We start from the raw sequence: 23312 nt of genomic DNA, 5'->3' as shown, positions 1-23312 counted from the left end.
ACGCCAGAGCGCGCACGGATTGTATGCAGACTGTAGCATGAAAATGCCATGCAAAGCTGGACCCCCACACTCGATCAGGTCATCAGCCCCAATATCTCGCCATCGCGGAGGCGCTGGCCAGCGATATCCAGGGCGGGCAACTGGCCGAAGGAACGCGCCTGCCGCCGCAGCCTGCACCGGCCAAGACGCTGGGGGTCGATCTGACCACCGTGACCCGCGCCTATGGGAAGGTCCAGCGCCTCGAGCTTATCGAAGGCAATTGGCGACGCGGCCGTTCCGTGCGCTGCAAGGCGGCGGCCGACCCCGCCGCCGTCCCGTTCGCCGCGCGCGAACGGGTGTTCATCGGCTATGCCGAGATCTGTTGCGGATGGCGGGGCTACCGCACGCGTCTGGTGCTGATTACCGCGTCGCGCGCCCATCCCGCGACGTGCTACCGAAGATGAGTGCACCGTTACACTGACGTTGCGCCTGACCGACCCCAAACCCGACATTGGCAAGCTGATCGCCACTAATGGACCTCAGCCATTCCTTCAGGTTGATGTTGAACCAAGGGAAATCCACGTGACGCCTACACTTCGCTTACTGCCCTTTCGTCGAACTCGGCTGCGAAGTGTTTCCACGCTGCGCAGGATCGATGCATGGATTTCGCGTGCGGATAAATTCCAGAAAGGCACGCAGCGGTGGCGGCACCAGGCGGCGGCCGGAATAATATAGAAACGGGCCGGAGAAGGACTGCCACCAGTCCGGCAGCACCGGTTCGAGCGCACCGCCCTTCAGCGCTGGCGCGAGCCAGTCCTCGAACAGATAGATGATCCCGCCGCCCGCGACCGCGACATCAACGAGGAGATCGATGGCACCTGAGACGCTGGCGATCAATGGCCCTTGCGGCTCGACCCGCACGACTTCGCCGTTGTGCTCGAACTCCCATGGACTGGTGAGCGCGCCACTGGTGAACCGCCCGCGAAGGCAGGCATGGTCCAGCAGTTCGCGTGGGTGGCTCGGGCGCCCCCGCACGTCGAGATAACCGGGTGCTGCCGCAGTCGCGAAGCGCTGGATGCGTGGGCCGATCGGTACGGCGATCATGTCCTGCTCCAGCCGCTCGTCGTAACGGATACCGGCGTCACAGCCCGACGCCACCATGTCGACAAAACCATCCTCGGCAACGATCTCAACCTGAATGTCGGGATAAGCGGCGAGGAAGCCGGGCAGGATCGACGGCAGCACCAGCTTGGCCGCGCTGACCGGCACATTGAGCCTGAGCGTGCCCGCCGGCCGGTCGCGGAACAGGTTGACGACGTCGAGCGCCGCCTCGACCTCACCCAGCGCCGGCGCCAGCCGTTCGATCAGCCGCATACCCGCCTCGGTCGGCACGACACTGCGCGTGGTGCGATGGAGCAGCCGGACACCCAGCCGCGTCTCCAGCCGCCGCACCGCGTCGCTCAGCGTCGAGGCACTGGCTCCACAGGCACGCGCCGCATCACGAAATCCGCGCGCCTGCGCGACCGCCAGGAACGCGTTCAGATCGCCAAGGTCCGCTTTCATCGTTCGGTTTTCCGTACAACCCGTTCGGATCACTCCGGCTTATCGCGATGATCCGCAAGCCGTATCTCCGGAACAGCACAGGAGAATGACGATGATCGATCAGGCAGGCACCTACTCCTTCGCCGGGCGCGACGCGAAGCGGCTCGGCTACGGCGCGATGCAGCTTGCGGGTCCCGGCGTGTTCGGACCGCCGCGCGACCACGATGCTGCGCTGGCCGTCTTGCGCGCAGCCGTAAAGGCGGGCGTCAACCACATCGACACCAGCGACTTTTACGGCCCGCACGTCACCAACCGGCTGATCCGCGAGGCGCTGGCACCCTACCCCCAAGACCTGCTGATCGTGACCAAGATCGGCGCACGTCGCGGCGACGATGCGTCATGGCTACCGGCGTTCGAAGCGGACGAACTGGCGCGCGCCGTCGATGACAATCTGAAGAACCTCGGGCTGGAGGCACTCGACGTCGTCAACCTGCGCCTGATGTTCGATGTCCACGGGCCAGCGGAAGGATCGCTCGCCACGCCGCTGAAGGCGGTGGCGGACCTCCAGCGCCAGGGGCTGGTGCGGCACATCGGCCTCAGCAACGTCACGCCGACGCAAGTCGAGGAAGCCCGGGGCATCGCCGAGATCGTCTGCGTCCAGAACCAGTACAACCTTGCCCACCGCGACGACGACGCCTTCATCGACGCGCTGGCGGCGGAAGGTGTCGCCTATGTGCCCTTCTTCCCGCTCGGCGGGTTCAGCCCGCTCCAGTCGGCGACGCTCTCCGGCGTGGCGGCACGGCTTGAGGCGACGCCGATGCAGGTGGCGCTCGCCTGGCTGCTCCAGCGCTCGCCCAATATCCTGCTGATCCCGGGTACGTCGTCGGTCGCGCATCTCCATGAAAACCTCGCCGCGGCATCACTTACGCTACCCGAAGACGCGGTGGCGCAACTCGACGCGATCGGCGGTTAACCGGAACGGGTGGCGAGCGCCGCGAAAAGCATGGTCGGCGTCGTCACGCCGCCCCCTCATCCACAGGACGCTGCCACGACCCGGCCCTCTGCGATTGTCACCGTGACGCGCTCCTGGCGGTAATCCTTCGTGGTTGGATCACCCGGAGCGATGCGCCTGACGACCGAGCTACCCGTGCTTTGCAGAATGGTGGCATCATCGGGTGCATCCTTGCCGACAAGTGTTGTGGCACTCGCCGGCCGACAGACGGTGGGTTGCGGCGCGCTGCTGCCGGTCGACGCGCAGGCGCCAAGTCCAGCCAGGCCCAGCAGGGCAGTCAGCTTCCCGATCGTGTTCGCCGTGATCATCATATCTCCATCCGCAAGAAATGCCCCGGCTTTCATGGCGGGACCCTTCTGCATGCCAGACGGAGGCAGGCAGGCTTGGCCTTGCCGGTGGCATCATGATCGACGGCCATTGCCGTCGACGGACTGGGGGCTTGGTACCCAAGGCGCCATTTACCCGGACCGGCCGATACCGGATGGCGTTCCTGCCGCAAAACCGCATCGTAAATGCTTGGATATAAAACCGATTTGAGAGCGTTTTGATGCGCATTCAACGGCATAAGGCGGCTACATGAATTATCAGGAGCTCATCGACGATCATGATCAGATCGATGAGCTAGCCCGCCAACTGGAAACGGTCGCCAAGGGTGATCGCTCGAATGAGCAGCTGGCCGACCAGCTGCTGAGCAAGCTGGAAAGCGTGGTTGCGCTGCACCTGCACAAGGAAGACAGCTTCATCTATCCCAGAATAGCAGCCTCGGTCGATCCCGCCAACGCGCAGGACCTCATCACGGAGTTCGAACAGATCAAGCATGACTGGCAGGCGTATCTGGGCGCCTGGAAGGATGGCCAGGCCCGGGAAGATTGGGAGGCATTCCGGACCTCGACCATCGGCATGCTCGCCAGATTGCGCGTGCGCGTGATGAAGGAAACCGGGCTGCTCTATGGCATGGCCATGCGCGAGGGACTGATCGATATGCGGCCAGCCGGGCGATAGCCGCGGGCCGCACGAGCGTCGATCAGGCAGCTTCCGGTCTGCGCGCCCCCAGCCACGCGACAAAGGCTGCAGCCTCCATGGGGCGCCCGAACCAGAAACCTTGCGCCTCTTCGCAACCGAGTTGGACCAGCATGTCCGCGGCTGCTTGCGTCTCGATGCCCTCGGCGACGACGCGGTAGCCGAGCTTGTGGGCCAGGCCGATCATCGTCTCGACCAGCACGAAATCCGATCCTTGCGCCTGGGTCAGGTTACGGATGAAGAGCTGATCGATCTTGACGACGCGGGCCGGCAGGCGCTGGAGATAGGCCAGGCTGCTATGGCCCGTGCCGAAATCGTCGATCGCCAGGCAGATGCCGGCGTCCGCCATGTCGTGCAGCATGGCGAGGGCCTGTTCGGGCTGCGCCATGATCGCACTCTCGGTCAGTTCGATCTCCAGCTGCCCGGTCTGTAGCCCCCGACGCAGCAGTCCGGACCGAATGCGGTCGATCAGATCGGTTTCGGCAAGGTTGGTCGCAGAAATGTTCACCGAGACGGTGAGCGCCCCTCCCATCCGCCACTTCGCCAGCTGGTCCATCGCCGTGTCGAGCACCCACTGGGTCGTCGCCCGCGCCAGCGACGTCTGCTCGATGATCGGAATGAATTCGGCCGGCGATACTTCGCCAAGGCGCGGATGCCGCCAGCGCAGCAAGGCTTCGGCGCCGACACAACGACCGGTGGCAAGATCGATGCGCGGTTGAAAGGCCAATCGCAACTGATCGCCGGCCTCCAGCGCCCTGCCGAAATCGCGCAACAGGCCATATTGGCGGCGATGCGCGGTGTCATTCGCTGAGGAATAGGTCGCGACCGATCCATCAACGCTTCTGGCGTCCTGGGCGGCGCTGACCGCCCCGCGCAGCACGTCATCCGCGGACATCCTGCCCAGGATAAAGGGTCTGACGCCGATTGCGACGTTGGTGACGAAGCGGACCGAGGATGAGGAGCGGATCGCGGCAAAGGCCGATCGCAGCTCCTCCATATAGGCGACCTGCTCGACGCCGGCAGGCGAGAGGAAGGCGAATTGGGCAGAGCCGACATGATAGGCCGCCCGTCCCGACCCGAGCGCTGCGCGCAGCGACCGCGTTGCTTCGCGGATCATCTCGTCGACGCGCGCACCGCCCATGACGCGCGCGATACGACTGATCTGGTCGTCGCGCGCCAGATCGACGACCACGGCCAGCCGCTCCTCGCCCGGATGCTCGCGCGCCATATCGATGAGGTCATCGCGGAACTGGTTGCGGGTCGCCAGGCCGCTTACCGGATCGACGCGCCCAAAGGCATGTTGCAGTTCGATCTGCACCATCACCATGGCCGCCAGATCGACGAGCGCCGACAACTCCGTCGAGCTGATCTGCCGCGGTTCGCTGCCCAGCACGCACAGGGCGCCCAGACCATAACCGTCGCTCGTGATCAGCGGTGCGCCGGCATAGAAGCGCGTCCCCGCACGGCCAAGCACGCTATCGGCATAGCAGGGGTTCGCGGCCATATCTTCGATGACGAGTGGCTCAGTCGATTCCGCGACCTGTGCGCAGGGGGCCTTGTCGCGTGGGATACTGCAGTGATCGACACCGACGCGCGACTTGAACCATTGCCGGTCCCAATCGGTCAGCGAAACCGCAGCGACCGGAAGCCCGAAAATCTGGCTGGCCATTCTGGTGATGCGGTCGAAGCTTTCACTGGGCGACGTATCCAGGAGCTTGAGCTGGTACAAGGCGTCGAGCCGGGCTTCTTCCCTGTAATCGTGCGCATGGTGAATCATCGCCCATGGGATAGGCCCAATTCATTAATGCTTTAGCCGCCTCGCGCCGGTATGAATCCCGGGTCAGGTTCGCAATGAAGCCTGCCGCGTATCCACGATACGCAAGGCGACCCACACGCCGCGATCGAGCGATGGGCCAGCGCAGCCAGAGAAGCGGCGTGTCCGGATGTCGGTGCTGCCGATAAAGCGGATCCTACCGCGAAACCGGATCATCAAACAGGCCGATGCCCCGCTACGGCTGTACGGTCGCGACCGTCTTCAATTCCGTTAGAACCCGAAGCAATCCCTCGTCACTCGCGACGGCGATATCGATGGGACGGGCGCCCAACGCGACGTTATGGGTGTTTATGAAGGTGACGGCTGCCCCGCTTTCCCGAAGATGGTGCCACGCACTCTGGGCCAAGGCAGCCTGTCTGCGCATCGCGTTCGGCTCCATTCGCTTTGCATCATTGGCACGAAACCGACGGGTACGGCTCTGCGGCTTGGTCTCGATGACTGTGTCCATCACAGAGCCACCAGTGGCCGAAGGCCGTCGCGGGCATGCTTGGTCAGTTCACTGATCTGATAGGCATATCCCCGGACCAGTCCGTTGTGCGCGTGCTGGGCTTCGGGCGAACCCGCCGCATTCGAGCGCATCAGCGAGACCTGATGCCGGTGAAGGAGGTAGTTGAGATCCATAGATGCATCCCTGCCTGTAAGCGGGAGCACGACGGTCTCTCAGCCGCTGCCGCTTACGAGCGGGTGACAGCGATGATCCATAGATGGGGATGAAGGTGGCCGAATCCTAGGGTAGCATGCAACGACGGACATCGGGCCACGCTCCCCAGGGTCGGCGAGTGCTCACTTGATGATAGGTGCCGGACTAACGTGTCGTCCGGCTTGCGGTGATCGGGATCGAGGCACGACCGACACGCACTGTCGCGACCTCGTCGGGATGGCTGTCTGCCTGTTCGGCATGCCGTGTGTCGTACAGCCGGCGCAGGATCAGGGCGAGATCGCGCTCGGTCAGCTGCGATGACGCGTCGATCAGGACACCTTCCGGCAAGGGTTCGACAAACGCGGCCAACCGGTTGCAGGCTGCCCCGAGCTCGGGATCGAAGCTATCGTCAAACTTGGCCATGCGCGTCAAAATATGCCGTCGATGGGCGCTCGCAAGAGCCGGGAACACGACATTTCGGGACTTACCGGGAGCGCGCCTCCGCAGTCCGCGGCCAATATTTACTGACGACGGTGGTCGCACCTGATAGAGACTGCCGATTGCTATGGTTAACCTGATGGTAGGGCGGCATAATATCGACGCCGATGCTGGCGAGGTCGACCCCTGTCACAGCGGAAATGCGCTTCCAAACTGTCGGCTTCGAGGCTTGCTGGAAAATCCTGATGACGATGATGATGCTTATCGCGGTCTTGGCCGGTATCGGGGTGCTGGCTTGCGTGGGGGTCGTGGTGCTGGACGCCGTACGTCAGCGGCAACTGCGCGCCTGGCGGGATGAGTATAGAGCACGCGGCGGGTTGGGCGGTGCGCTATATCGACGCTGGCGAGGTACCCCACGGTTGACCTATCGGGATGACGACTGAGCCGAGGCGATGGCATTTATGGCATCGGCCACGATCATCCGCATCATGGATGAGGCGCAGGCGGTCGATCGAGTCACCCGCTAAGTCCACCGGAATGTCATCCATTGGCCGCGACGCCCGTCATTCCGACGACGACCCTCCTGCATGCCGGGAAACGAGCGTGCTTCGCTCTCCATGCCGTGGTGGCAATGTCCCGTGTCGGGGCGGTCGCGCGCTCCTCGCCAAGGCGGGTCTGCCTCATTTTGGCTGGCGAATGCCATAGTTTGACAATATCTTCCGCTTAGGACGCATCAGTCGATCGCGCGCCCAGGCGTGCGATGGATGTCTCTTGAGGCCGGGTCGCCTACGGACAGCACCATGGTCCCGGCCTCAACTCCAATCGCTCCATGCTTGACGGCAACACTATGCCGCCTTTGTTGCAATGTACGCCGTTCAGGCGTACATAGGTGCGGAGGATGAGACGAGGTGTGCCATGCTTGGCTTTCAGGATCAGGTCGGTGCCATTGACGAGCGCAGCAGCGAGCGGATGAACTTTCGTACCAAGCCGCGCATCAAGCAGGCCATCCAGCAGGCCGCAGCGCTTTCAGGCGTAGACGATTCCGTCTTCACCATGAACGCGGCCTATCGCTCGGCCATGGCGACGATCGCGGCACATGAGCGCACCAGCTTGCAGCCGGTCGACCATGCCGGCTTTTTCGCGGCGCTCGATACGCCGCCGGAACCCAGCGATCGGCTGCGCGCGGCGTTTGCCCGTCATCGTGAGACGATCATCAGCCGGTGACCGCGACCCAGAACGTGCAACCCATCGTTATCGAGCCGTTCGATCCTGCCAAGCACGATCGAGCGGCTTTTTGCTGTGGCGTCGATCAGGTCGACAACTTCTTTCGTCGCACCGCCAACAAGCTCACCAAAGCCGGCAATGTCCGAACGTTCGTGATGGTTGGCTCCGAGGGCGAACTGATCGGCTTCTACGCCACCAACGCCCATGCGATCGACTATACCGAATTACCGGCACGGTTTGCGCGCACCCGCCCCGCCCACGGCAGCATCCCGGGGGCCTATATCTCGATGATCGGCGTCGACCGCCGTTTTCAGGGACAAGGTTATGGCGGCGATTTGTTGGTCGATTGCCTCAAGCGGCTGGCCGTAGCAGCCGATGTCCTTGGTATTGCCGTTGTCATGCTGGACGTGCTCGACTGCGGCGACCCCGAAAGGGTAGCGAAACGCCTGGCGCTTTACCTTGCCTATGGGTTTGAGCCATTGGCATCCAATCGCCTGCGCCTTTTCCTGCCAATGGCAACGGTTCGAGCGCTCACGCGGCAGTGACGTAGGCCGGGTGAGCCATAGGTTCAACGCCTGGTCGCGCCGCCAGTCATATCGAGCAACGGCATTAAGCCGGAGCGGCCGAATTAGGGACGCCGATGTTATTCCATACAATCCTGCTTGCCATCTTTGTATTCGTGGCGACGCTGCCGGCATCGGCGCCGTGGCACTTCGCGTGTAGGAGAATATGTTGGTTCAGCAGAGCGAGGCCGAACTGATCGCGCAAGGGGCGGTGCCGGCGGCGGCCTGTCGCGCCGCCTGGGACGGCGGGGGCGGATAGCGAGCGCCGTCGCCCGAGCCGCTCACCAATCGACCTGCGTCCCGATCCAGTGCTGACGCCCATGCCCGACCCGCATTGGGCAGGCCCGCCCGCTCCGCGTGCGGTACGCGTCAGACGGGCATTGTCGCCCGTGACGGCGGACGCGGCGGCGGTGACGCTCTCGTCCGTGTGGTTGCTCGATGGCCGGGGTGCGGTTGTTCGCAAAAAAATGCCACGCTTCCCAGCTGTCTTGATCGAGGAACACACGATCGAGCCAATCGCCAACCACTGCGGTCCCGCTAGGCTGCGTCTGCATTTAGCGTAACCAGATCATGGCGCAGGCGAGATGGACGAAGCCCATGAAGGCGGTGATGGTTTTCTCGCAGCGCAAGGCGATACGCCGGAAGCGCTTGAGCCTGTTGAAGAAGCACTCGACCTGATGGCGCTCCTTATAGAGGCGCCAGTCGATGGGAGGTTTTGCCGTTCGCCTGGGATTGACCTTGATGTGGGCGGTGGCGCCGAGGTCATCGGCGATGAAGGCACGCAGCGGATCGGCGTCATAGGCAGCATCGGCGATGACGTGGCCGACGCCCTTCAAGCCTGTCAGCAGTGCCTCGGCTTGCGGACGATCACCCCATTGTCTAGGCGTCGGATGGATGCGGATCGGCAGACCGATGGCATCGACTGCCGCATGTAGCTTGTCGTCAGGCCACCGCGGGACCGGCCGATCGCGGCAGCTTCAGCCCCCCTTTTGCGCCCGCCGCATCGGCGTGGGCTTTCGAGATTGACGGTCCCCCGGTTTCTCATCCGGGCAGGATGCGAGCTTCCGGACTGCATCCGCCGGGGTTAACCCCGGCGGATGCAGCATATTCGGCTGGCGTCAGCCAGCCAAGCGCCGTGTGAGGACGGCTCTCGTTATAGTCCCGCCGCCAGGCCTCGATCTTGGTTCTTGCGTCCGCCAGTGACAGGAACCAGTGGCTGTTCAGGCACTCGTCACGCAGGCGGCCGTTGAACGACTCCACAAAAGCGTTGTCGGTCGGTTTGCCCGGCCGCGAGAAGTCGAGCGTGACGCCGTTCTCGTACGCCCATCGATCCAGTGCTTTCGAGATGAACTCCGGACCATTGTCGACCCGGATGGTCTTGGGCGCACCACGTGTCGCCGAAATCCGCGTCATTGTCGCCACGACCTGTTCACCCTTGATGCCCTGGTCGACATCGATCGCCAGCGCTTCACGGGTGAAGGCATCGACCACCGTCAGCGCCCGCAGCCGTCGGCCATCGAACAAGGCATCCGAGACGAAGTCCATCGACCACATCTCGTTAGGCGCCGACGCTGCGGGCTGGCGTTCGCGGTTCGCAGCGCTGACGTTGCGCCGAGGACGTTTGAGCCGGAGGCTCAGCCCATCTTCCCGGTAGAGCCGATAGACGCGCTTATGGTTCACCAGCCAGCCTTCCCTGCGTAGCAGGATGTAGATCCGGAAATAGCCGTAGCGCACCCGTGCCGCCGCCAGATCGTGGATGCGCAACCGCAGCGGCGCCTGGTCAGGCTTGTGCGACACGTACCGCACCGACGAGCGGTCGACGCCGAGCGCGAGGCAGCTACGCCGCTCGCTGACGCCATGGGACGCCTGGACGTGCGCGACGATCTCGCGCCGTCGCCCAGGCGTCAGAGCTTTTTTGCGAGCACGTCCTGCAGGATATGCTTGTCCAAGCTCAGATCCGCGACGAGTTGCTTGAGCTTACGATTCTCGTCCTCGAGCTGCTTGACCCGCCGCAGCTCGCCGACGCCCAGCCCGCCATACACCTTCTTCCAGCGGTAGAACGTCTGCTCCGACACGCCCATCCGGCGAATAACCTCGGCCACCGGCGTGCCCATCTCCGCCTGCTTCAGCGCAAACGCAATCTGCTCTTCCGTGTACCTCGACTTCTTCATGTTCCAGCTCCTTGCCCGCAGGCTTCAAAGGGCCGGAAAACTCTCACTCAACATGGATGAAAAAACAGGGGGGACGTCAATGGTGCTGTCGATCAGGACGTATTCAAAGTCCGGCGTGTCGGCCAGGCTATGGAAAAGTCGTTCCCAGACACCGGCATGCGACCACCGTCGGAACCGCGCATGCATCCCTGTCCACTTGCCGAATACCTCCGGCAGGTCACGCCAGCGCGCCGCATTGCCCGCCATCCACAGGATCGCGTCCACGAACAGCCGGTTGTCCACGCCGCTACGCCCGCGCGTGCCCTCTCGACTCGGAAGATACCCCGCAATCCGGTCCCATTGCTCGTCCGTCAGCGTGCGTCTGCTCATCAACCGGCTCCTTCGCCAGCCTTGAATCAGAACTCGCGCGCAAACGGAATCCTCTAAATGCAGACGCCGCCTAGTGTCTCGCCGACTAGGGCGAAACCGACGACCACACCCACCGCCGGTTCTGCGCTGAGCAGCGTGCCGGAGGTGTTCGCCAACATCTCGAGCGTGCAAGGAAGCGCGTAAGACACGATCCAGACAAAAGGCTCAGCGCTAGCACATCAGGCCGCAGCATAGCGGAACAGCTTGAGGATCGCAGCCCACAAGCGGCGGATCAGCTAGGCCGGATCGACATTCATCGTAGCCAGATCATGGCGGCGGCGAGATGAACGAAGCCGGTGAAATGGGTGGTTCGGCGGTCGTAGCGAGTGGCGAAGCGGCGGAAATGTTTGAGGCGGCTGAAGCATCGTTCGATCTGGTTGCGATGCCTGTAGATTTCCGCATCGTGCGGGATGGCGACCTTGCGGTTGCGCTTGGACGGGATCACCGCCTCGGCGTGCATCGCGGCGATCTGGTCACGTAAGTCGTTGCCATCATACGCCTTGTCGGCAAGCACCGCTTTTCCGCGCTGACCTTCGAGTAAGCCGGATGCCGAGGCGATGTCGCTGGCTTGGCCGGGCGTGATGCGAAACCGCAAGGGGCGGCCGAACGTGTCGGCGAGCATGTGTATCTTGGTGGTCAGTCCGCCTCGGGAACGCCCCAGCGCCTGATCCTTGGCCCCCCTTTTCCGGTCGCCGCCTGTTGGTGCGCGCGAACGATGGTGCTGTCGATCATCAGATACTGGTTGTCGCGGTCAGCCGTCAGCGCCTCGAACACCCGCTCCCAGACGCCAGCGTGGCACCAGCGGCTGAAGCGTCGATGGACTGTCTTCCACTTGCCGTAGCGTTCCGGAAGGTCGCACCAGTGTGCGCCCGAGCGCAGTACCCAAAGACATCCGTTCACGAACAAGCGGTTGCCCGCACCCGTCCGGCCAGGATCAGCGCTCTTGCCGGGAACCAGCAACGCAATCCGCGACCATTGCGCCTCGCTCAACTCGTACCGCTTAATCCCCATCATCCGCTCCGCGCCACAACACGGATGCCTATGAATCAGCCTTTACGCCATTTGGGAATCCTGAATGTCGATCCGGCCTAAGCCCCTGTTGTGCGACGCGAAACATGTAAGCTCTATCTTGATGGCCTGTTATCTACAAATTGCCGAAGTTCGGCTGGATGATCCGTCTGGATCATCGATACCCCAGCGTCGATGAGCCGCCCCCAGACGCGACCGGGATCACGCAGGGCATCATCGTCCCCGCCGACATCGGCAACATACCCGTTCCATAGCGTGTTCGCCCATACGCGGCCCCTTGCGGAACGTGCAGCGGCAACCAGCCGTGGCAGCCCGGCCATAGGCATGGGTGGAACTTCATAACCAACCGGCCGGATTGCCCCAGTCGATTGACGCTCGATCACCGAGGGTAATTCTGCACCTCCGCTCAGCATCGGCATGAACGGCACCCGCTCGAACGGGGGAAGGCTGGCCATCGGCGGGCTGGCGATACCGGCGTTCGCCTTGACCAACACGCGCCTCAGCCCACCGGCTCTCGCGACAGTCTCAATTGTCTCCGCATGCACAGCATCCTTGATATCGAGGTTCAGGACGATCCGCCCCGCCGCAGCACGCAGCATCTCGTCCAGCGTGGCAATGCGATCGCCGGTCAACGGCGCATCCGCGCCACCCAGATCGTCCCGCAAGCGCAATTCCCTGAGCTCCGCCAGGGTCAGGTCGCTCACCCGGCCATGCCCGTTCGTGGTACGATCCACCGTAGCATCGTGGATCATCACCAGATGTCCGTCGCGGGTCATGCGAACGTCGGATTCCATCACATCCGCGCCGATCGCGACGCAGTGTTCCAGCGCGGCCAGCGAGTTCTCGGGCACGCTGCCGAGACCAAGCCGTGCGGCCGCGGCATGGCAGCCACGGTGCGCGACGACGATGGGGCCGGCATCCGGATCGGCAATTCGGCGCATGGTAGCTGCGGACGGGTCCAGTTCCACACGGGCGGCATCGAGGTCGGCGCGGAAGTCGGCATCCCCGTGAAGCCGTGCGACGACTGCGGCAGCCGCCTGGCGGCCTGCTGTGACGGCGCTGGCATTGTGCGCCCCGCAGATGATACGACTGTCGCCATAGTCTCGGCCGCGTTCGAGGATATGGCCGGCCCGGGCGGGTATGAGTTCGGCCAGGACAAGCGCAACGCTGGTTCCCCAACTGGTATGGCCGGACGGATAGTCGAAGCTGCGCTCCAGCGCGGCGCGCGGCTGGCAGACCGACCCGGCGTCGATCAGGAAAGGTCGCTTGCGGGCGTAGAGCGGCTTCACCGCGTTGACGGCGGCCGCCACGTCGCCACGCATCCGCGTTAACAACCGGGCCAGCGCCGGTGTTGTTCGTGCCGACAGGGGGCGCCCCGCCGCAGGCGAGAAGTCGGTAAGTATCGCCGGTATCGTCTCGTCGACGTCCGCAATCGCCTGCCGCCAGCGTGGCGATCCTTCCTGCACCCGTGTCGCGCGAAAGGCGGCACGGTCTGCCTCGTCCTCGATCGACCCGGTGGCAGGCGGGGGCGGCAACACGCCGGTGAGCGCAACGCCCGGTCCCGACAAATAGCGTTGCTCGGCCGCCGACGAACTGGCGCTCGTCGATGCCAGCGCCAGCGCGATGACTCCTATCAGACGCATCAGTAGCGGACCAGCGCGCCAATGTAGAAGGCGCGGCCGTTGTCGATCTCCTCGCGGAGCAGGCCGAAACCGGGACCGAACATGCGCTGCGGACGGAAGTTGGTGAGGTTGCGGCCCTGCGCCACGATCGTCCAGTGCCGGTCGAGCTTCAAACGGATCTGCGCATCGAACAGGTCGCTGGTGGCATAACGACGATCCTGCAACGGATCGGTGGTCGATACCGAGTAGAGGATCGGCGACAGCCGGTTCCACGCACCCTGCACCATCAACGGGCCGGTGTTATAGAACAACTTGACGTTGGCAACTGTATTAGCGCTCTCGAACAGGCCCGACAGGCGCCGGCGCGTGACATTGTCGGCCAGTGTCACTTCTGGCGGGGTCGGGTCCAGCAACGTCAGATTGGCGGAGAAGCCGAACCCGTCGAGCGGTCCGGGCAGGAACCGCATCCGCGCGACCACTGCGTTCAACTCCACCCCCTTCACCGTGGCGCGGCCAGCGTTCACCGGCTGGATACGCGTGACGAGCTGCTGCTGGCCGTCGAACAATTCGGTCGCCTGGTTGCGGACGGTCACGATCTCGTCATCGATCCGCTTGGCAAACGCGGCCGCGGAGAACAGCACGTCGTTGTTGACGTAATATTCGATGCTGATGTCGTAATTGTCCGATCGCCGGGGGTTCAGCGACGGATTGCCCGAGGTCACGCTGACCGCGCCGGTGGAGCTGTTGACGTTCACCACTTCGCGCGCCGCCAGGTCGTCGTAATTGGGGCGACCAAGCGTGCGACTGAACGCAGCGCGAAGACGCAGGCGATCGGAAACGTCCCAGTCCGCCTGTGCGGAAGGCAGCCAGTCGCGGTAGCTCTGACCCTGCTGACTGGGAGTGTATACGCCAGCCCGCAGACTGTTCGACGTGGTGGTGAGCCTCGTCCCTTCATAGCGCAGGCCGGCGGTCAGCCGCACCGTATCGGTGGCATAGCGCGCCATCAGATAGGCGGCGGCGATGTCTTCGGTCAGCCGGTAATCCTCTTGCAGATTTCCGCCGGCATTGGCCGGGTTGGCCGCGAAGCTGCCGCGATTGGCGTCGAACGCCTGCCGCGCTGCATCGGGATCGACGAACAGCATCCGGTAGCCGCGGCCGTTGTACGGCGCATAGCTCTCGGACGCGAGTGCCGGCGTCAGCAGCAACGTCGAGGCGGCGGTGTTGCGGAAATTGTCCACGGCGAAATCATAACGCCGGTCGAGAAAGCGGCCATAGGCACCCGCCGCCAAGCCGAACCCGCGATCGTCGCTGCCCATGTTGACACCGATATTGGCGCGCGCGGTCAGCGCATTCTCGCGGTTGTCATCGCTGTTCGTGCCATATTCGAACTGCTTGTAGTTCGCCGCGCCGCTGACGATCGCCGGATTGGCGAAGTCGAAATAGGTGAATTTCCCCGGCGTGATCTCGTAACGATAGGCGAGATTCGGCGTATTCGTGATGCGATAGGTCGCGAAGGTCGCATCCTGCCGGTAGGTGGCGATGGCGTAGTTGACGCCGAAATCGGCGCGGATGCGGTCGGTCGGTGCAAGCTCCCCGTGGAAATCGGCGTAGCGCATCCGCCGGGTCTGGTCATATTCGGCCAGATCGACCTGAGCGGCCGCATTGCCGACATTGCCACCGCCCGCCGTCACATTGGTGAAGTTGGTGTAGCGGTTGGTCGCGGTCGTGACGCCGGTGTTGGCGGTGACGAGGTTGGACTGGCGCTCCTCGTCATTGGTATGGCGAAAATCGGCCAGGGTCAGCGCCGCCTTGAACATCCGGTGATCGTCGAACTCCAGCTTGCCGAACACGCCGTACCGCTCGCGGACATTGTCGTAATGGAGCCAGCGCCGACGGTCGGGGGCGACCAGTGCGTTCGACACGTCGTTGGCCGGGGAGGTCAGGCGCACACCCGTGGTCGGATCGAAATAGAGGTAATTGTCGGTGGCCGAGTTGAGCGAAGCGGAGTCGCGGCGGAAATAACTGCCCGACACCACCACGCCGAACTTGCGGTCGGGGCCGAAGGTGGTCGATGCAATCAGCTCCGCTTGGCCCGATGGCCCACGATTGCCGCGGGTACGCTTGAAATCCCACTCGCCGATATCGAAGCGCCCGCCGAGGAAGCTGCGTCCCTTGCCGTCGAAGGCACTACGCGTGCGCAGGTTGGCGGTGCCGCCGATCGCATTACCGTTCATCGCGGCGGTCACCGACTTGTAGACCTCGACGCGGCTGGCGAGCGAGGACGGGATAACGTCCATCGACACGTTGCGCCGTCCGATTTCGTTGGCGGGCAAGGTGACGCCATCGATCTGGACGAGGTTGTAATCGGCGTTCAGACCGCGGATCGACAGGAATTGTGCCTCGCCGCGCGCGTTGTTCTGGATTGTGGAAACGCCGGGAACGCGCGTCAGCGCTTCGCCGAGGCCGAAGTCGGGCAGCGTGCCGATTTCGTCCGAACTGATGCTGTCGGAGATAACAGAAATCGCCCGCTTTGCCTCGATCTCGCGCACCGCCTGGAGGCGCGCGCCCGTCACGACGATCTCCTCTTCAGACTCGGCAGGAACGGGTGATACCTCCTGTGCATAGGCAGCAGGCGACAAGGCGGTGGAGAGCAGCAACAGGCCGCGGCGAATCGTAAACAGCTTCATGACAGTCCCCCCTATTTGGACAGCATCGAGGTGCCGCCTGTTTAATAACTATAGGTGACATATCCGTGACGGTCGAGTAGAAAGATTGCCGTGACGAAGGCTGGAGGAACGGATGCCGGGTTGGCAGTTGGGATTGGGAGTTGCTGTCGCGGTTGCGGGGTCAAACCCGGCACGGGCTGCGGAACGGTTGTATGCCTGCGGTGACGATCAGGTTCGTGAGTACCGGGTTTCCGACACGGGCAGCGCGAGGGAGGTTTGGCGGTGGAGCGCGGCGGGGGCGGCGGACCTGCCCGAGCCGTATCGCCGCACGCTGCTGTCCAGGATCGACGACTGCAAGCCTGTCGACGGCGGGCGGTCGATCCTCGTCACCGCTTCGACCGGCGGTGTTGCGCTGATCGACCGTGCGACCGGGAATGTCTCGTTCCGGGCGATCGCGCCGATGGCGCATTCGGCCGACCCGTTGCCGAACGGCCTGATCGCGGTCGCGCTCTCGATTCACCAGAACGGCGACAGGCTCGAACTCTACGACCGGCGGCGAAGCGAAACTCCGCTCCTGCACCTGCCGCTGCCATCGGGGCACGGTGCCGTGTGGGACGCGAAGCGGCGTCGCTTGTTCGTCCTGTCCCATGACCTGATCCAGGCGTATCGCATCGCCGGCACCGCTGCTGCGCCGAAGCTGGCGGAAGCGGCACGGTGGACGCTCCCAGGTCGCCGGGACGGCCATGATCTGTCACATCGGCCCGATGGTCGCTATTTGGTGACCACAGACGACGGCGTATGGACCTTTGATCCGGGCAAGGGCGCCTTTGCTGCTCTTCCCGCGCTCAACCCCAAGCTGCGCGTCAAGGCGGTCAGCATGGCAGGCGATGGCGACGACGGTCGTCTCGCCTGGGTGCAGGCGGAGGAAAGCTGGTGGGCAAAGGGGTTCACGATCGCGCGCGCCGACGGCAGCGATCCGGTACGGGTGCCTGTGGAAGGGATGCATCTCTACAAGGTTCGCTGGATCGGATGACGTGGCGGCGTGTGTGGGCGGCCTATTGCATCGCTCATACCGGCAAGAGCCTGTTATGGGCGGCGAGCGATCTGCTGACGCTGTACGTCCTCGTCAACCGCTATGGCGTGACGCCGGCCGTCGCGGGTGCGCTGTTCCTTGCCGGCCTGACGGCGAGTGCGGTGGCCGATCTCGGCGTCGGCGCCTGGCTCGGCCGTCGTCCCGGCGATGCGACCCGTATGGCAGTGGCGGGATTGTGCATTGCCGGTGTCACCTTCCCGCTGACGATGCTGTCGGCGCCGCTGGGGCCTGGGGCGGTTCTCGCCGCCACCCTGCTCTTCCGGGTCGCCTATGCCGGCTGCGACGTTCCGCATAATGCGTTGATGGGCCGGTTGGCGGATGATCCCGCCCGTGCCACGTCGCTGTCGCGTGGCCGAACCCTTGGCACCGGTATCGCGTCCGTCGCGGCGGCGGGCAGCCTTGGCGACAGTGGCATCGGCATCGTACCGATGCTGTGGGGGATCGGCGCAGGCGCGACGGTGCTGGGCCTCGCAATGGTGCCGCTTCTGGTGATCTCCCCACTTGCCGGTGCAGGAGGCCGAAGTGAACTCACGTCCTATCGCCTGCCATGGACGTTCCTGTTCGCGAGCGTGACCGGTATTGTCGCGCTGGGCGCGCTCGGCAAGGCCATGCTGCACCTTTCCGGCATGCCGGCACCGACCAAAGGTATGTCGATGCTGATGCTGCTGATCGCGGGGCGGACCGCATCGGCATGTCTTCCCCTTTCCATCTCCTCGGCACGGCAGGGGCTGACCCTTCTCGCGGCGATCTATGCCGTATCGGCCGTCGCACCGCTCCTCTTCATCGGGACAGACCTTCGATCGGCTGCACCACTCCTGCTCGGTCTGGTGATGGGACTGTCCAATCTGATCGGGTGGGCGCTGCTGGCACTGCTGGCCCGTGAGGCCCGCGATTACGGCCTTTATACCATGACGTCCAAACTTGCCCTTGGGGCAGCAGGGCTGACGCTCGCAGGCGGACTTGGCCGATCACCTGTGTTCACCACCACCGGCTTTGCGTTCTTCGCCATCGCCATCGCTTCGGCCTGCACGATTGCCGCCCTGCTATGCTTGACATGTAGTCGCCGCTACGACCTTCATGCGTCATGAACGGCATCAGCGCAGGCGATTTTCCCCCACAATTTCTACGCGATGACGGCAGGCGCACCGCGACTGTGAACGAACGCGTGCTGCTCGACCTGCTCTCCCGTCACGGTCCAGCGAGCCGTGCCGATCTTGCCCGGGTGACCGGGCTTGCACCGCATTCGATCACCCGGCTCGTCGAGCCGCTGCTCTCCCGCGGGCTGATCGCGGAAGGCGCGCCGGTTGCGCAGGGCCGGGGGAAACCGAGCACCGCGCTGCACCTGGTCGGGAGCGCCGCCTTTTCCATCGGCCTGTCGATCATGACGGATGCCGTATCGCTGGTGCTTCTCGACCTCGCCGGCACGGTGGCCGCCATGCATACCGAGCGTCTGAAGGACACCGCGATCTTGCCGGCCTGCCGCCAGATCGGGGGGCTCATCGACACCGCCGTGGCGGAGGCAGGGTGGGATCGTGCCGCGCTGGTCGGGATCGGGGTTGGCGTTACCGGCTATTTCATCGGTGACGGCGCCCGGTTGAACCCGCCGAGGCTGCTCGATTCGTGGGCTCTTATGCCGCTGGACACGATTTTAGCGGAAGCTTTCGGGGCAAAGGTGTGGGTCGACAACGATGGCAATGTCGCCGCGGTCGGCGAAGCCACATTGGGGCATGGCCGTAGCATGGGCGATTTCGCCTACCTGTATTTCTCCGCCGGTTTAGGAGGCGGAGTCGTCGCGGCGGGCCGACCACTGCGGGGCTGCCACGGGAATGCAGGTGAGTTCGCCTCGATCCTCCCCCTGGACTGGCCGCAACCCAATCTTGAAACCCTGCGATCCAGCTTCGTCAACACAGGATCGACATTTGAGGACATCCAGGCGATGCTCGACGGTTTCGATCTGCACCATCCCGCCGTCGACCGCTGGCTGGATACGATGACGCCGTCTTTGAACCTCGTGGCGTCCGCCATCTCCGCAACGCTCGATCCGGGTATGATCGTACTGGGTGGCCGTATCCCTCCCGCGCTTGCGCAACGCATCATCGAACGCATCGCCTTCACCAACCCAGAACGCCGCGGCTTCCACCGTCCTGCGCCTCGGATTGTGGTGTCCACCATCCATGGGGACGCAACAGCCATCGGTGCCGCAACCCTGCCTCTGCGCGCCGCTTTCTTCGACCGCGACGTCGGTGGCGAATGAAGACTCCTTCCAGAATGGTGAAATGAGAATGCAGACCCGTTCTCGACTCAATCCCGGTGAGAATACCTGACCCTCGTCAAATCTTGGGCTCGCTGTACCGCCGCCGGATGCGCTCTCCACAAGGCTATCGCTAACCGGTCACTTTTTCTCTGAAGCAGGTGTCGGCGAAGCCGGCCATCGATCAGGTTAAGGGTAGCGGGATCGGAAATGGGCACCCTTTATACGCCTTCTTGCCGTTGGTGGATGCCAAAGGTTTAAACCCGCGAGCGATGTCGGGCGACTCTATGATTTCCGCGTCAAGGTTTTCGGACGAGCAGATCATCGCGATCGTGAAGGAGCAGAAAGCCGGCACGAGAGCGGCCGACATGTGCCGCCGCCACATGTACGCCGCCGGTCGTTTACGCGAAGCATATTCGGGTTCGGCCGCCGCCGTGCGCATATAGCTGTCCCGCGGCTGCGGATCCGGCGCAACTCATCGTCGCCGCCAACACCCAATCCAAGCAAGATCCGCATCTTCCAGTCCCCGCCTCTCTCAATAACGCTCTCCAACGGTTCGTCATCGTTATGTAACTTATAGTGATTAATAGGCTAATTGAAGGCTACAGGAACGGGGTTTGACGATGAAGAGGCTCGCCACGGAACGTGCAACGCGATCGATGCGCACGGCATTGACGGGCCCCGCAGCCATCCAAGTCGATCATCCCCCCGAGTGTTGGGCAGACCGCGGCAGCCAGGCAGAAGAGTGCCGGCACGGATAACCTCGCCACCAGTGTGCGGCTTCGGGCCGATGCGCGAGATCGTAGCGAGACGCAATATCCCGTCATCTCGACAGCATCAGTTCGGACGAGATTGTTACGCTGCCCCATTCGAGCTTGGCGAAGCGGTCACGCGCGTAGCCGGCGTGTCGGCCATCCAAAATAAATCCCGCGGAGATGGTCAATTCTTTTCGATCCGCGAACTGGCCTGCGGCAAGACGGCGATCGGCTCGAATGCTGGAGCCGCAAGCATACGCTCCCGATCGCGTAAGTAACTTCTTTGATGTGCGTGCTCCCAATCCATGGAAGGATTTGACGTGAAACGTTTAAGATCATTTAATAGGTTGCCGCTGATGGCCAGCTTGGGCGCATTGATCCTCGCGCTGCCGTCGGTCACGCGGGCGGAGTGTCCGTCTGCGGAGAGGCGGATGGCCGAGATCGTCAACGTCTCGAAGACGCCAGATGTCTTGGTTCTTGCGCACCGGGGATACTGGGGGCGTCATTCCGCCTCTCCAGGCGTACCCGAGAACTCGCTCGGATCGATTTCCGCCGCCAATCATGCATGTATGGACGGCATCGAGCTCGATGTGAAAATGAGCAAGGACGGCGTACCCTTACTCATGCACGACTTCAATTTGGGTCGAACTACGACGATCTATAACCTGCACCGGCAGCAAAAGTTCGATCCCATGACGAATCATGGTGCGAACCCCAAGGTGCATGACGTACTCGCTCGTGACATCGATACACTGCGTCTGCTGACCCCCGATCGGCGGAACACGACCGGGTACATCGTTCCCCGCGTTTCGCAGGTCCTCGACGAGTGGAAGCGGCTCAAGATGAAGACGCCGCTCATCTTCGACACAAAAACTGCGGACGCCATTCGCGCGATCGACATCCTCGTACGCGTGAAGGATATTGGCGGCGCCAATACTATGGCGGTTAAGGTCAATGCGACGCTATATCCAGATCCAGCCGGGTTTTACGCGGATGCCAAGAACATCAACGTCATTCCGGTCTACACAACGAATATGCTGGGGATCATCAGCGTTGCTGACAGTTTGATCAAGTGGTCGCGCGCCGTTCAAACCATCGAGATCAACGTCAAGCAAAAGGGAGGGTTACTGTACTTCCAAAAGCAAATTTCAGAGCAGGCAGGAAAGCGGGTTGGGGTCTTTCACGCCATCCCGGACGGCCCCATATCTGGCGGGTTCTACAAGAATACCGGCATATGCTGTTACAAATTGTCTGATGTATTCTACCATCATAAAGTCATGGGCCAGCCGGCAGGCCGAGACACCGAAGACCATCGCGGCGACCTCAATTTCCTACTGTCGCAAAATTATGGGCTGATTACTAGCGACGATCCCAAGGGTACGGTCCGGTTCCTCGCACGCGCTGGCAAGCGCCGCAACCACTATCAGGATTACTGATTGACGGCCCCACGTTGCCCGAAGGATGTTAACCATCCTTCGGGCGCACCGTTAACGGATCACCCTAACTTATGAAAAATTATCTTGCTCATGCCACCCTTTGGGCGCTCGTAAGCGGTTGGTCAGCGTCCGTTTCCGCACAGGTTGCACCAACCGCGATCGCGACTGCGGCCACGTCCGATCAACAGGACGTCGAAGGACTTTCACGCATGTTGCGGAGCCGCGCCGACTTGGCGTGGCTATTGCCCCCCGCTTTGGTAACGCCGCCCCCCCATGACCCAATAGTCGAGGCCGAAGCCCGCTCGGTAATCGGACTGGCCGACGTTGCTCGCGCCCGTCATCTCGACCGCAAACCAGACATGCGCGCCGCGCTCCGTCTGCTCGAATTGGCGGTGCTCGCCGAGGCTGCACGACGTGACCTCGCCGCTGGGATAACGGTGAGCGATGACGACGTCCGCGCCCGCCTTGCGGCAAAACCCGGCCGTTACGATGAATTTCTGCTCAGTCACATATTCGTGGCCGTTGGGGAGGGGCGCGGCGGCATCACCCGGACCGAGGAGGAAGCAAAGCGCAAAGTGTTGGAGTTGCGGCGGCGCATCGCAACGGGGGAAGATTTCGCTAACGTCGCCCGGACCGAGTCCGATGATGCCGCGACGGCTGAGGCGGCAGGCGAATTGTCGTCGATGTTCGGCCGTTACATGGCGGACGAGTTTTTCCCGTTCGCGCGTATGTTGAAACAGGACGAGGTAAGCCAGCCGATCCGCGGCAAACTGGGCTACCATCTGATCCGGTTGGAGCAGCGCATACCAGCGACGGCCGAAACGGCTCGCTTTCTGATCACGCAGGATATCCGCGAGGAACGGATGCCCGACCGCATCGCCGCAGCCATCCGGGAGGCAAAGCCATGAGGTCATCGTTCTACTCACTGTCGCAAAGCAAGGGTATCGCCGTAGGGGCCTTGATACTCGCGCTGCTCGCCGTCGCCTACGGGTCCTCCGTGGACGACAAGCCCGCATCGGTGGATGCGGAGACGATTCGGGTAGTGGCCGCGGTGCACGAATTTCCGCCGGTCGCGCCTCCTTCTCGAAACGTGGCGCCGGTGATGATCGTGCCGCCGGCGCAGGCCCTCGAAGAGGCGATCGCGGCCCGCTTCCCTATACTGCGGGACGCGGTGGTCGAGTGCCACGGGCAGGATTGCCAGCTTAGCGCTTTGCTTCCGCCACCGAGGACGGAACGCGAGCAAGACGATCGAGAGACAATGCTTCTGGGTGCACTCGAGCGTTTCGTGGCGGCGCAGGGGCATCCGCAGAATGGCTCCGTGCAATTGGATGAGATTGGCGAGGAGGAATACAGGATCCGGGTTCCGCTAACCCGCGCCACCTGACGTGCGACCCTCCCCAGCACCGAGCGCGCAAATATGTCGTCCGTCACCACACGATTATGGCAGCGCAAAGCAGCTGACGATGATGAGGAGTGCGAGCTGCTCGGCTGCCAGGCGAAAGCTGTGACATAGGGTGGATCGCCCCTGCACCTGTTAACGAGCTGCCCCTTGTGAGTGGTCCATCGACTAGGCCGGATCGACATTCAGGATTCCCAAATGGCGTAAAGGCTGATTCATAGGCATCCGTG

21 protein-coding genes and 3 pseudogenes are annotated in these 23312 nt (G+C 63.2%); 12 read left to right on the top strand and 12 right to left on the bottom strand.

The window, feature by feature from the left end; genetic code table 11:
* Positions 1-56 precede the first annotated feature (56 nt).
* Entirely contained in the window at positions 57-443 is a 387-nt protein-coding gene (locus GQR91_RS00835; protein ID WP_149682596.1) for a GntR family transcriptional regulator, read from the top strand.
* Between the two features lie 136 nt (positions 444-579).
* Here GQR91_RS00835 and GQR91_RS00830 read toward each other — a convergent pair whose 3' ends face one another.
* On the bottom strand, positions 580-1542 hold the full coding sequence (locus tag GQR91_RS00830; RefSeq protein ID WP_149682597.1) for a LysR family transcriptional regulator: 963 nt from the start codon (positions 1540-1542) through the stop codon (positions 580-582).
* An 85-nt stretch (positions 1543-1627) separates the two neighbouring features.
* Between GQR91_RS00830 and GQR91_RS00825 the strand changes: the two genes are divergently transcribed.
* The gene (locus GQR91_RS00825; RefSeq protein WP_149682598.1) at positions 1628-2494 is read left to right on the top strand and encodes an aldo/keto reductase family oxidoreductase; all 867 of its coding nucleotides are present in this window, start codon (positions 1628-1630) and stop codon (positions 2492-2494) included.
* Positions 2495-2550: 56 nt separating this feature from the next.
* On the opposite strand, the gene GQR91_RS00820 is transcribed toward GQR91_RS00825, so the two are convergent.
* The gene (locus GQR91_RS00820; RefSeq protein WP_160146787.1) at positions 2551-2877 is read right to left on the bottom strand and encodes an I78 family peptidase inhibitor; all 327 of its coding nucleotides are present in this window, start codon (positions 2875-2877) and stop codon (positions 2551-2553) included.
* Between the two features lie 232 nt (positions 2878-3109).
* On the opposite strand from GQR91_RS00820, the gene GQR91_RS00815 reads away from it, so the two are divergent.
* A complete protein-coding gene (locus tag GQR91_RS00815) occupies positions 3110-3535 on the top strand; it encodes a hemerythrin domain-containing protein (protein ID WP_149682600.1) in 426 nt (141 codons plus the stop codon).
* Positions 3536-3557: 22 nt separating this feature from the next.
* Here GQR91_RS00815 and GQR91_RS00810 read toward each other — a convergent pair whose 3' ends face one another.
* The 3 genes from GQR91_RS00810 to GQR91_RS00805 all read right to left on the bottom strand — a co-directional run bounded on the left by GQR91_RS00810 (position 3558) and on the right by GQR91_RS00805 (position 6459).
* The gene (locus GQR91_RS00810) at positions 3558-5330 is read right to left on the bottom strand and encodes a sensor domain-containing phosphodiesterase (RefSeq protein ID WP_149682601.1); all 1773 of its coding nucleotides are present in this window, start codon (positions 5328-5330) and stop codon (positions 3558-3560) included.
* A 504-nt stretch (positions 5331-5834) separates the two neighbouring features.
* A complete protein-coding gene (locus tag GQR91_RS19060; protein ID WP_162853768.1) occupies positions 5835-6008 on the bottom strand; it encodes a hypothetical protein in 174 nt (57 codons plus the stop codon).
* A gap of 184 nt (positions 6009-6192) precedes the next feature.
* The gene (locus tag GQR91_RS00805) at positions 6193-6459 is read right to left on the bottom strand and encodes a hypothetical protein (RefSeq protein WP_149682602.1); all 267 of its coding nucleotides are present in this window, start codon (positions 6457-6459) and stop codon (positions 6193-6195) included.
* A gap of 921 nt (positions 6460-7380) precedes the next feature.
* Here GQR91_RS00805 and GQR91_RS00800 point away from each other — a divergent pair.
* Both GQR91_RS00800 and GQR91_RS00795 read left to right on the top strand, forming a co-directional pair.
* Positions 7381-7689: a type II toxin-antitoxin system TacA family antitoxin gene (locus tag GQR91_RS00800; protein WP_149682603.1), complete on the top strand. Its 309-nt coding sequence runs from the start codon at positions 7381-7383 to the stop codon at positions 7687-7689.
* Positions 7686-8234: a GNAT family N-acetyltransferase gene (locus GQR91_RS00795; protein ID WP_149682604.1), complete on the top strand. Its 549-nt coding sequence runs from the start codon at positions 7686-7688 to the stop codon at positions 8232-8234. The genes GQR91_RS00800 and GQR91_RS00795 overlap by 4 nt, the downstream gene beginning before the upstream one ends.
* 572 nt (positions 8235-8806) lie before the next feature.
* On the opposite strand, the pseudogene GQR91_RS00790 reads toward GQR91_RS00795, so the two are convergent.
* From GQR91_RS00790 to GQR91_RS00765, 6 genes and pseudogenes are all read right to left on the bottom strand, one after another.
* Positions 8807-9278, bottom strand: a pseudogene (locus GQR91_RS00790) (IS5 family transposase); the annotation flags it as partial.
* A 15-nt stretch (positions 9279-9293) separates the two neighbouring features.
* Positions 9294-10423, bottom strand: a protein-coding gene (locus GQR91_RS00785; RefSeq protein ID WP_164727717.1) for an IS3 family transposase whose coding sequence is annotated in 2 segments (ribosomal slippage) — positions 9294-10171 and positions 10171-10423 — 1131 coding nt in all. Because the reading frame shifts where the segments join, the coding sequence is not laid out codon by codon here.
* Positions 10424-10501: 78 nt separating this feature from the next.
* Positions 10502-10792 (bottom strand): annotated as a pseudogene (locus GQR91_RS00780) (transposase); the annotation flags it as partial.
* Between the two features lie 292 nt (positions 10793-11084).
* Positions 11085-11842 (bottom strand): annotated as a pseudogene (locus GQR91_RS00775) (IS5 family transposase).
* A gap of 113 nt (positions 11843-11955) precedes the next feature.
* Positions 11956-13503 carry a glycerophosphodiester phosphodiesterase family protein gene (locus GQR91_RS00770; protein ID WP_149683641.1) on the bottom strand — a complete coding sequence of 516 codons (1548 nt, stop codon included), beginning with the start codon at positions 13501-13503 and terminating at the stop codon, positions 11956-11958.
* Positions 13503-16169, bottom strand: coding sequence for a TonB-dependent receptor (locus GQR91_RS00765; RefSeq protein WP_149683640.1), 2667 nt, complete (start codon positions 16167-16169; stop codon positions 13503-13505). Before GQR91_RS00765 ends, GQR91_RS00770 begins: the two co-directional genes overlap by 1 nt.
* Positions 16170-16281: 112 nt before the next feature.
* On the opposite strand from GQR91_RS00765, the gene GQR91_RS00760 reads away from it, so the two are divergent.
* From GQR91_RS00760 to GQR91_RS19920, 4 genes are all read left to right on the top strand, one after another.
* The gene (locus GQR91_RS00760; protein WP_149683639.1) at positions 16282-17181 is read left to right on the top strand and encodes a DUF6528 family protein; all 900 of its coding nucleotides are present in this window, start codon (positions 16282-16284) and stop codon (positions 17179-17181) included.
* Positions 17178-18329 carry an MFS transporter gene (locus GQR91_RS00755; RefSeq protein WP_149683638.1) on the top strand — a complete coding sequence of 384 codons (1152 nt, stop codon included), beginning with the start codon at positions 17178-17180 and terminating at the stop codon, positions 18327-18329. The genes GQR91_RS00760 and GQR91_RS00755 overlap by 4 nt, the downstream gene beginning before the upstream one ends.
* Positions 18326-19495: an ROK family transcriptional regulator gene (locus GQR91_RS00750; RefSeq protein ID WP_149683637.1), complete on the top strand. Its 1170-nt coding sequence runs from the start codon at positions 18326-18328 to the stop codon at positions 19493-19495. The genes GQR91_RS00755 and GQR91_RS00750 overlap by 4 nt, the downstream gene beginning before the upstream one ends.
* Before the next feature lie 269 nt (positions 19496-19764).
* The gene (locus tag GQR91_RS19920) at positions 19765-19938 is read left to right on the top strand and encodes a transposase (RefSeq protein ID WP_218570849.1); all 174 of its coding nucleotides are present in this window, start codon (positions 19765-19767) and stop codon (positions 19936-19938) included.
* Positions 19939-20431: 493 nt separating this feature from the next.
* Here GQR91_RS19920 and GQR91_RS00740 read toward each other — a convergent pair whose 3' ends face one another.
* Entirely contained in the window at positions 20432-20647 is a 216-nt protein-coding gene (locus GQR91_RS00740) for a hypothetical protein (RefSeq protein ID WP_160146872.1), read from the bottom strand.
* Between the two features lie 31 nt (positions 20648-20678).
* Here GQR91_RS00740 and GQR91_RS00735 point away from each other — a divergent pair, with 31 nt between their 5' ends.
* The 3 genes from GQR91_RS00735 to GQR91_RS00725 all read left to right on the top strand — a co-directional run bounded on the left by GQR91_RS00735 (position 20679) and on the right by GQR91_RS00725 (position 23067).
* A complete protein-coding gene (locus GQR91_RS00735) occupies positions 20679-21683 on the top strand; it encodes a glycerophosphodiester phosphodiesterase family protein (RefSeq protein ID WP_160146871.1) in 1005 nt (334 codons plus the stop codon).
* Positions 21684-21754: 71 nt separating this feature from the next.
* Positions 21755-22591 (top strand): peptidylprolyl isomerase, encoded by an 837-nt coding sequence (locus tag GQR91_RS00730; RefSeq protein WP_149683634.1) that lies wholly within the window; start codon positions 21755-21757, stop codon positions 22589-22591.
* Positions 22588-23067 carry a hypothetical protein gene (locus GQR91_RS00725; protein ID WP_149683633.1) on the top strand — a complete coding sequence of 160 codons (480 nt, stop codon included), beginning with the start codon at positions 22588-22590 and terminating at the stop codon, positions 23065-23067. The genes GQR91_RS00730 and GQR91_RS00725 overlap by 4 nt, the downstream gene beginning before the upstream one ends.
* Positions 23068-23312 lie beyond the last annotated feature (245 nt).

Origin of the sequence: Sphingomonas carotinifaciens (genome assembly GCF_009789535.1) — a bacterium.
In the GTDB taxonomy this organism is placed as follows: Bacteria; Pseudomonadota; Alphaproteobacteria; order Sphingomonadales; family Sphingomonadaceae; genus Sphingomonas; species Sphingomonas carotinifaciens.
The sequence above is the reverse complement of the archived record's forward strand: the minus strand, read 5'-3'. Positions and strand labels throughout refer to the sequence as shown.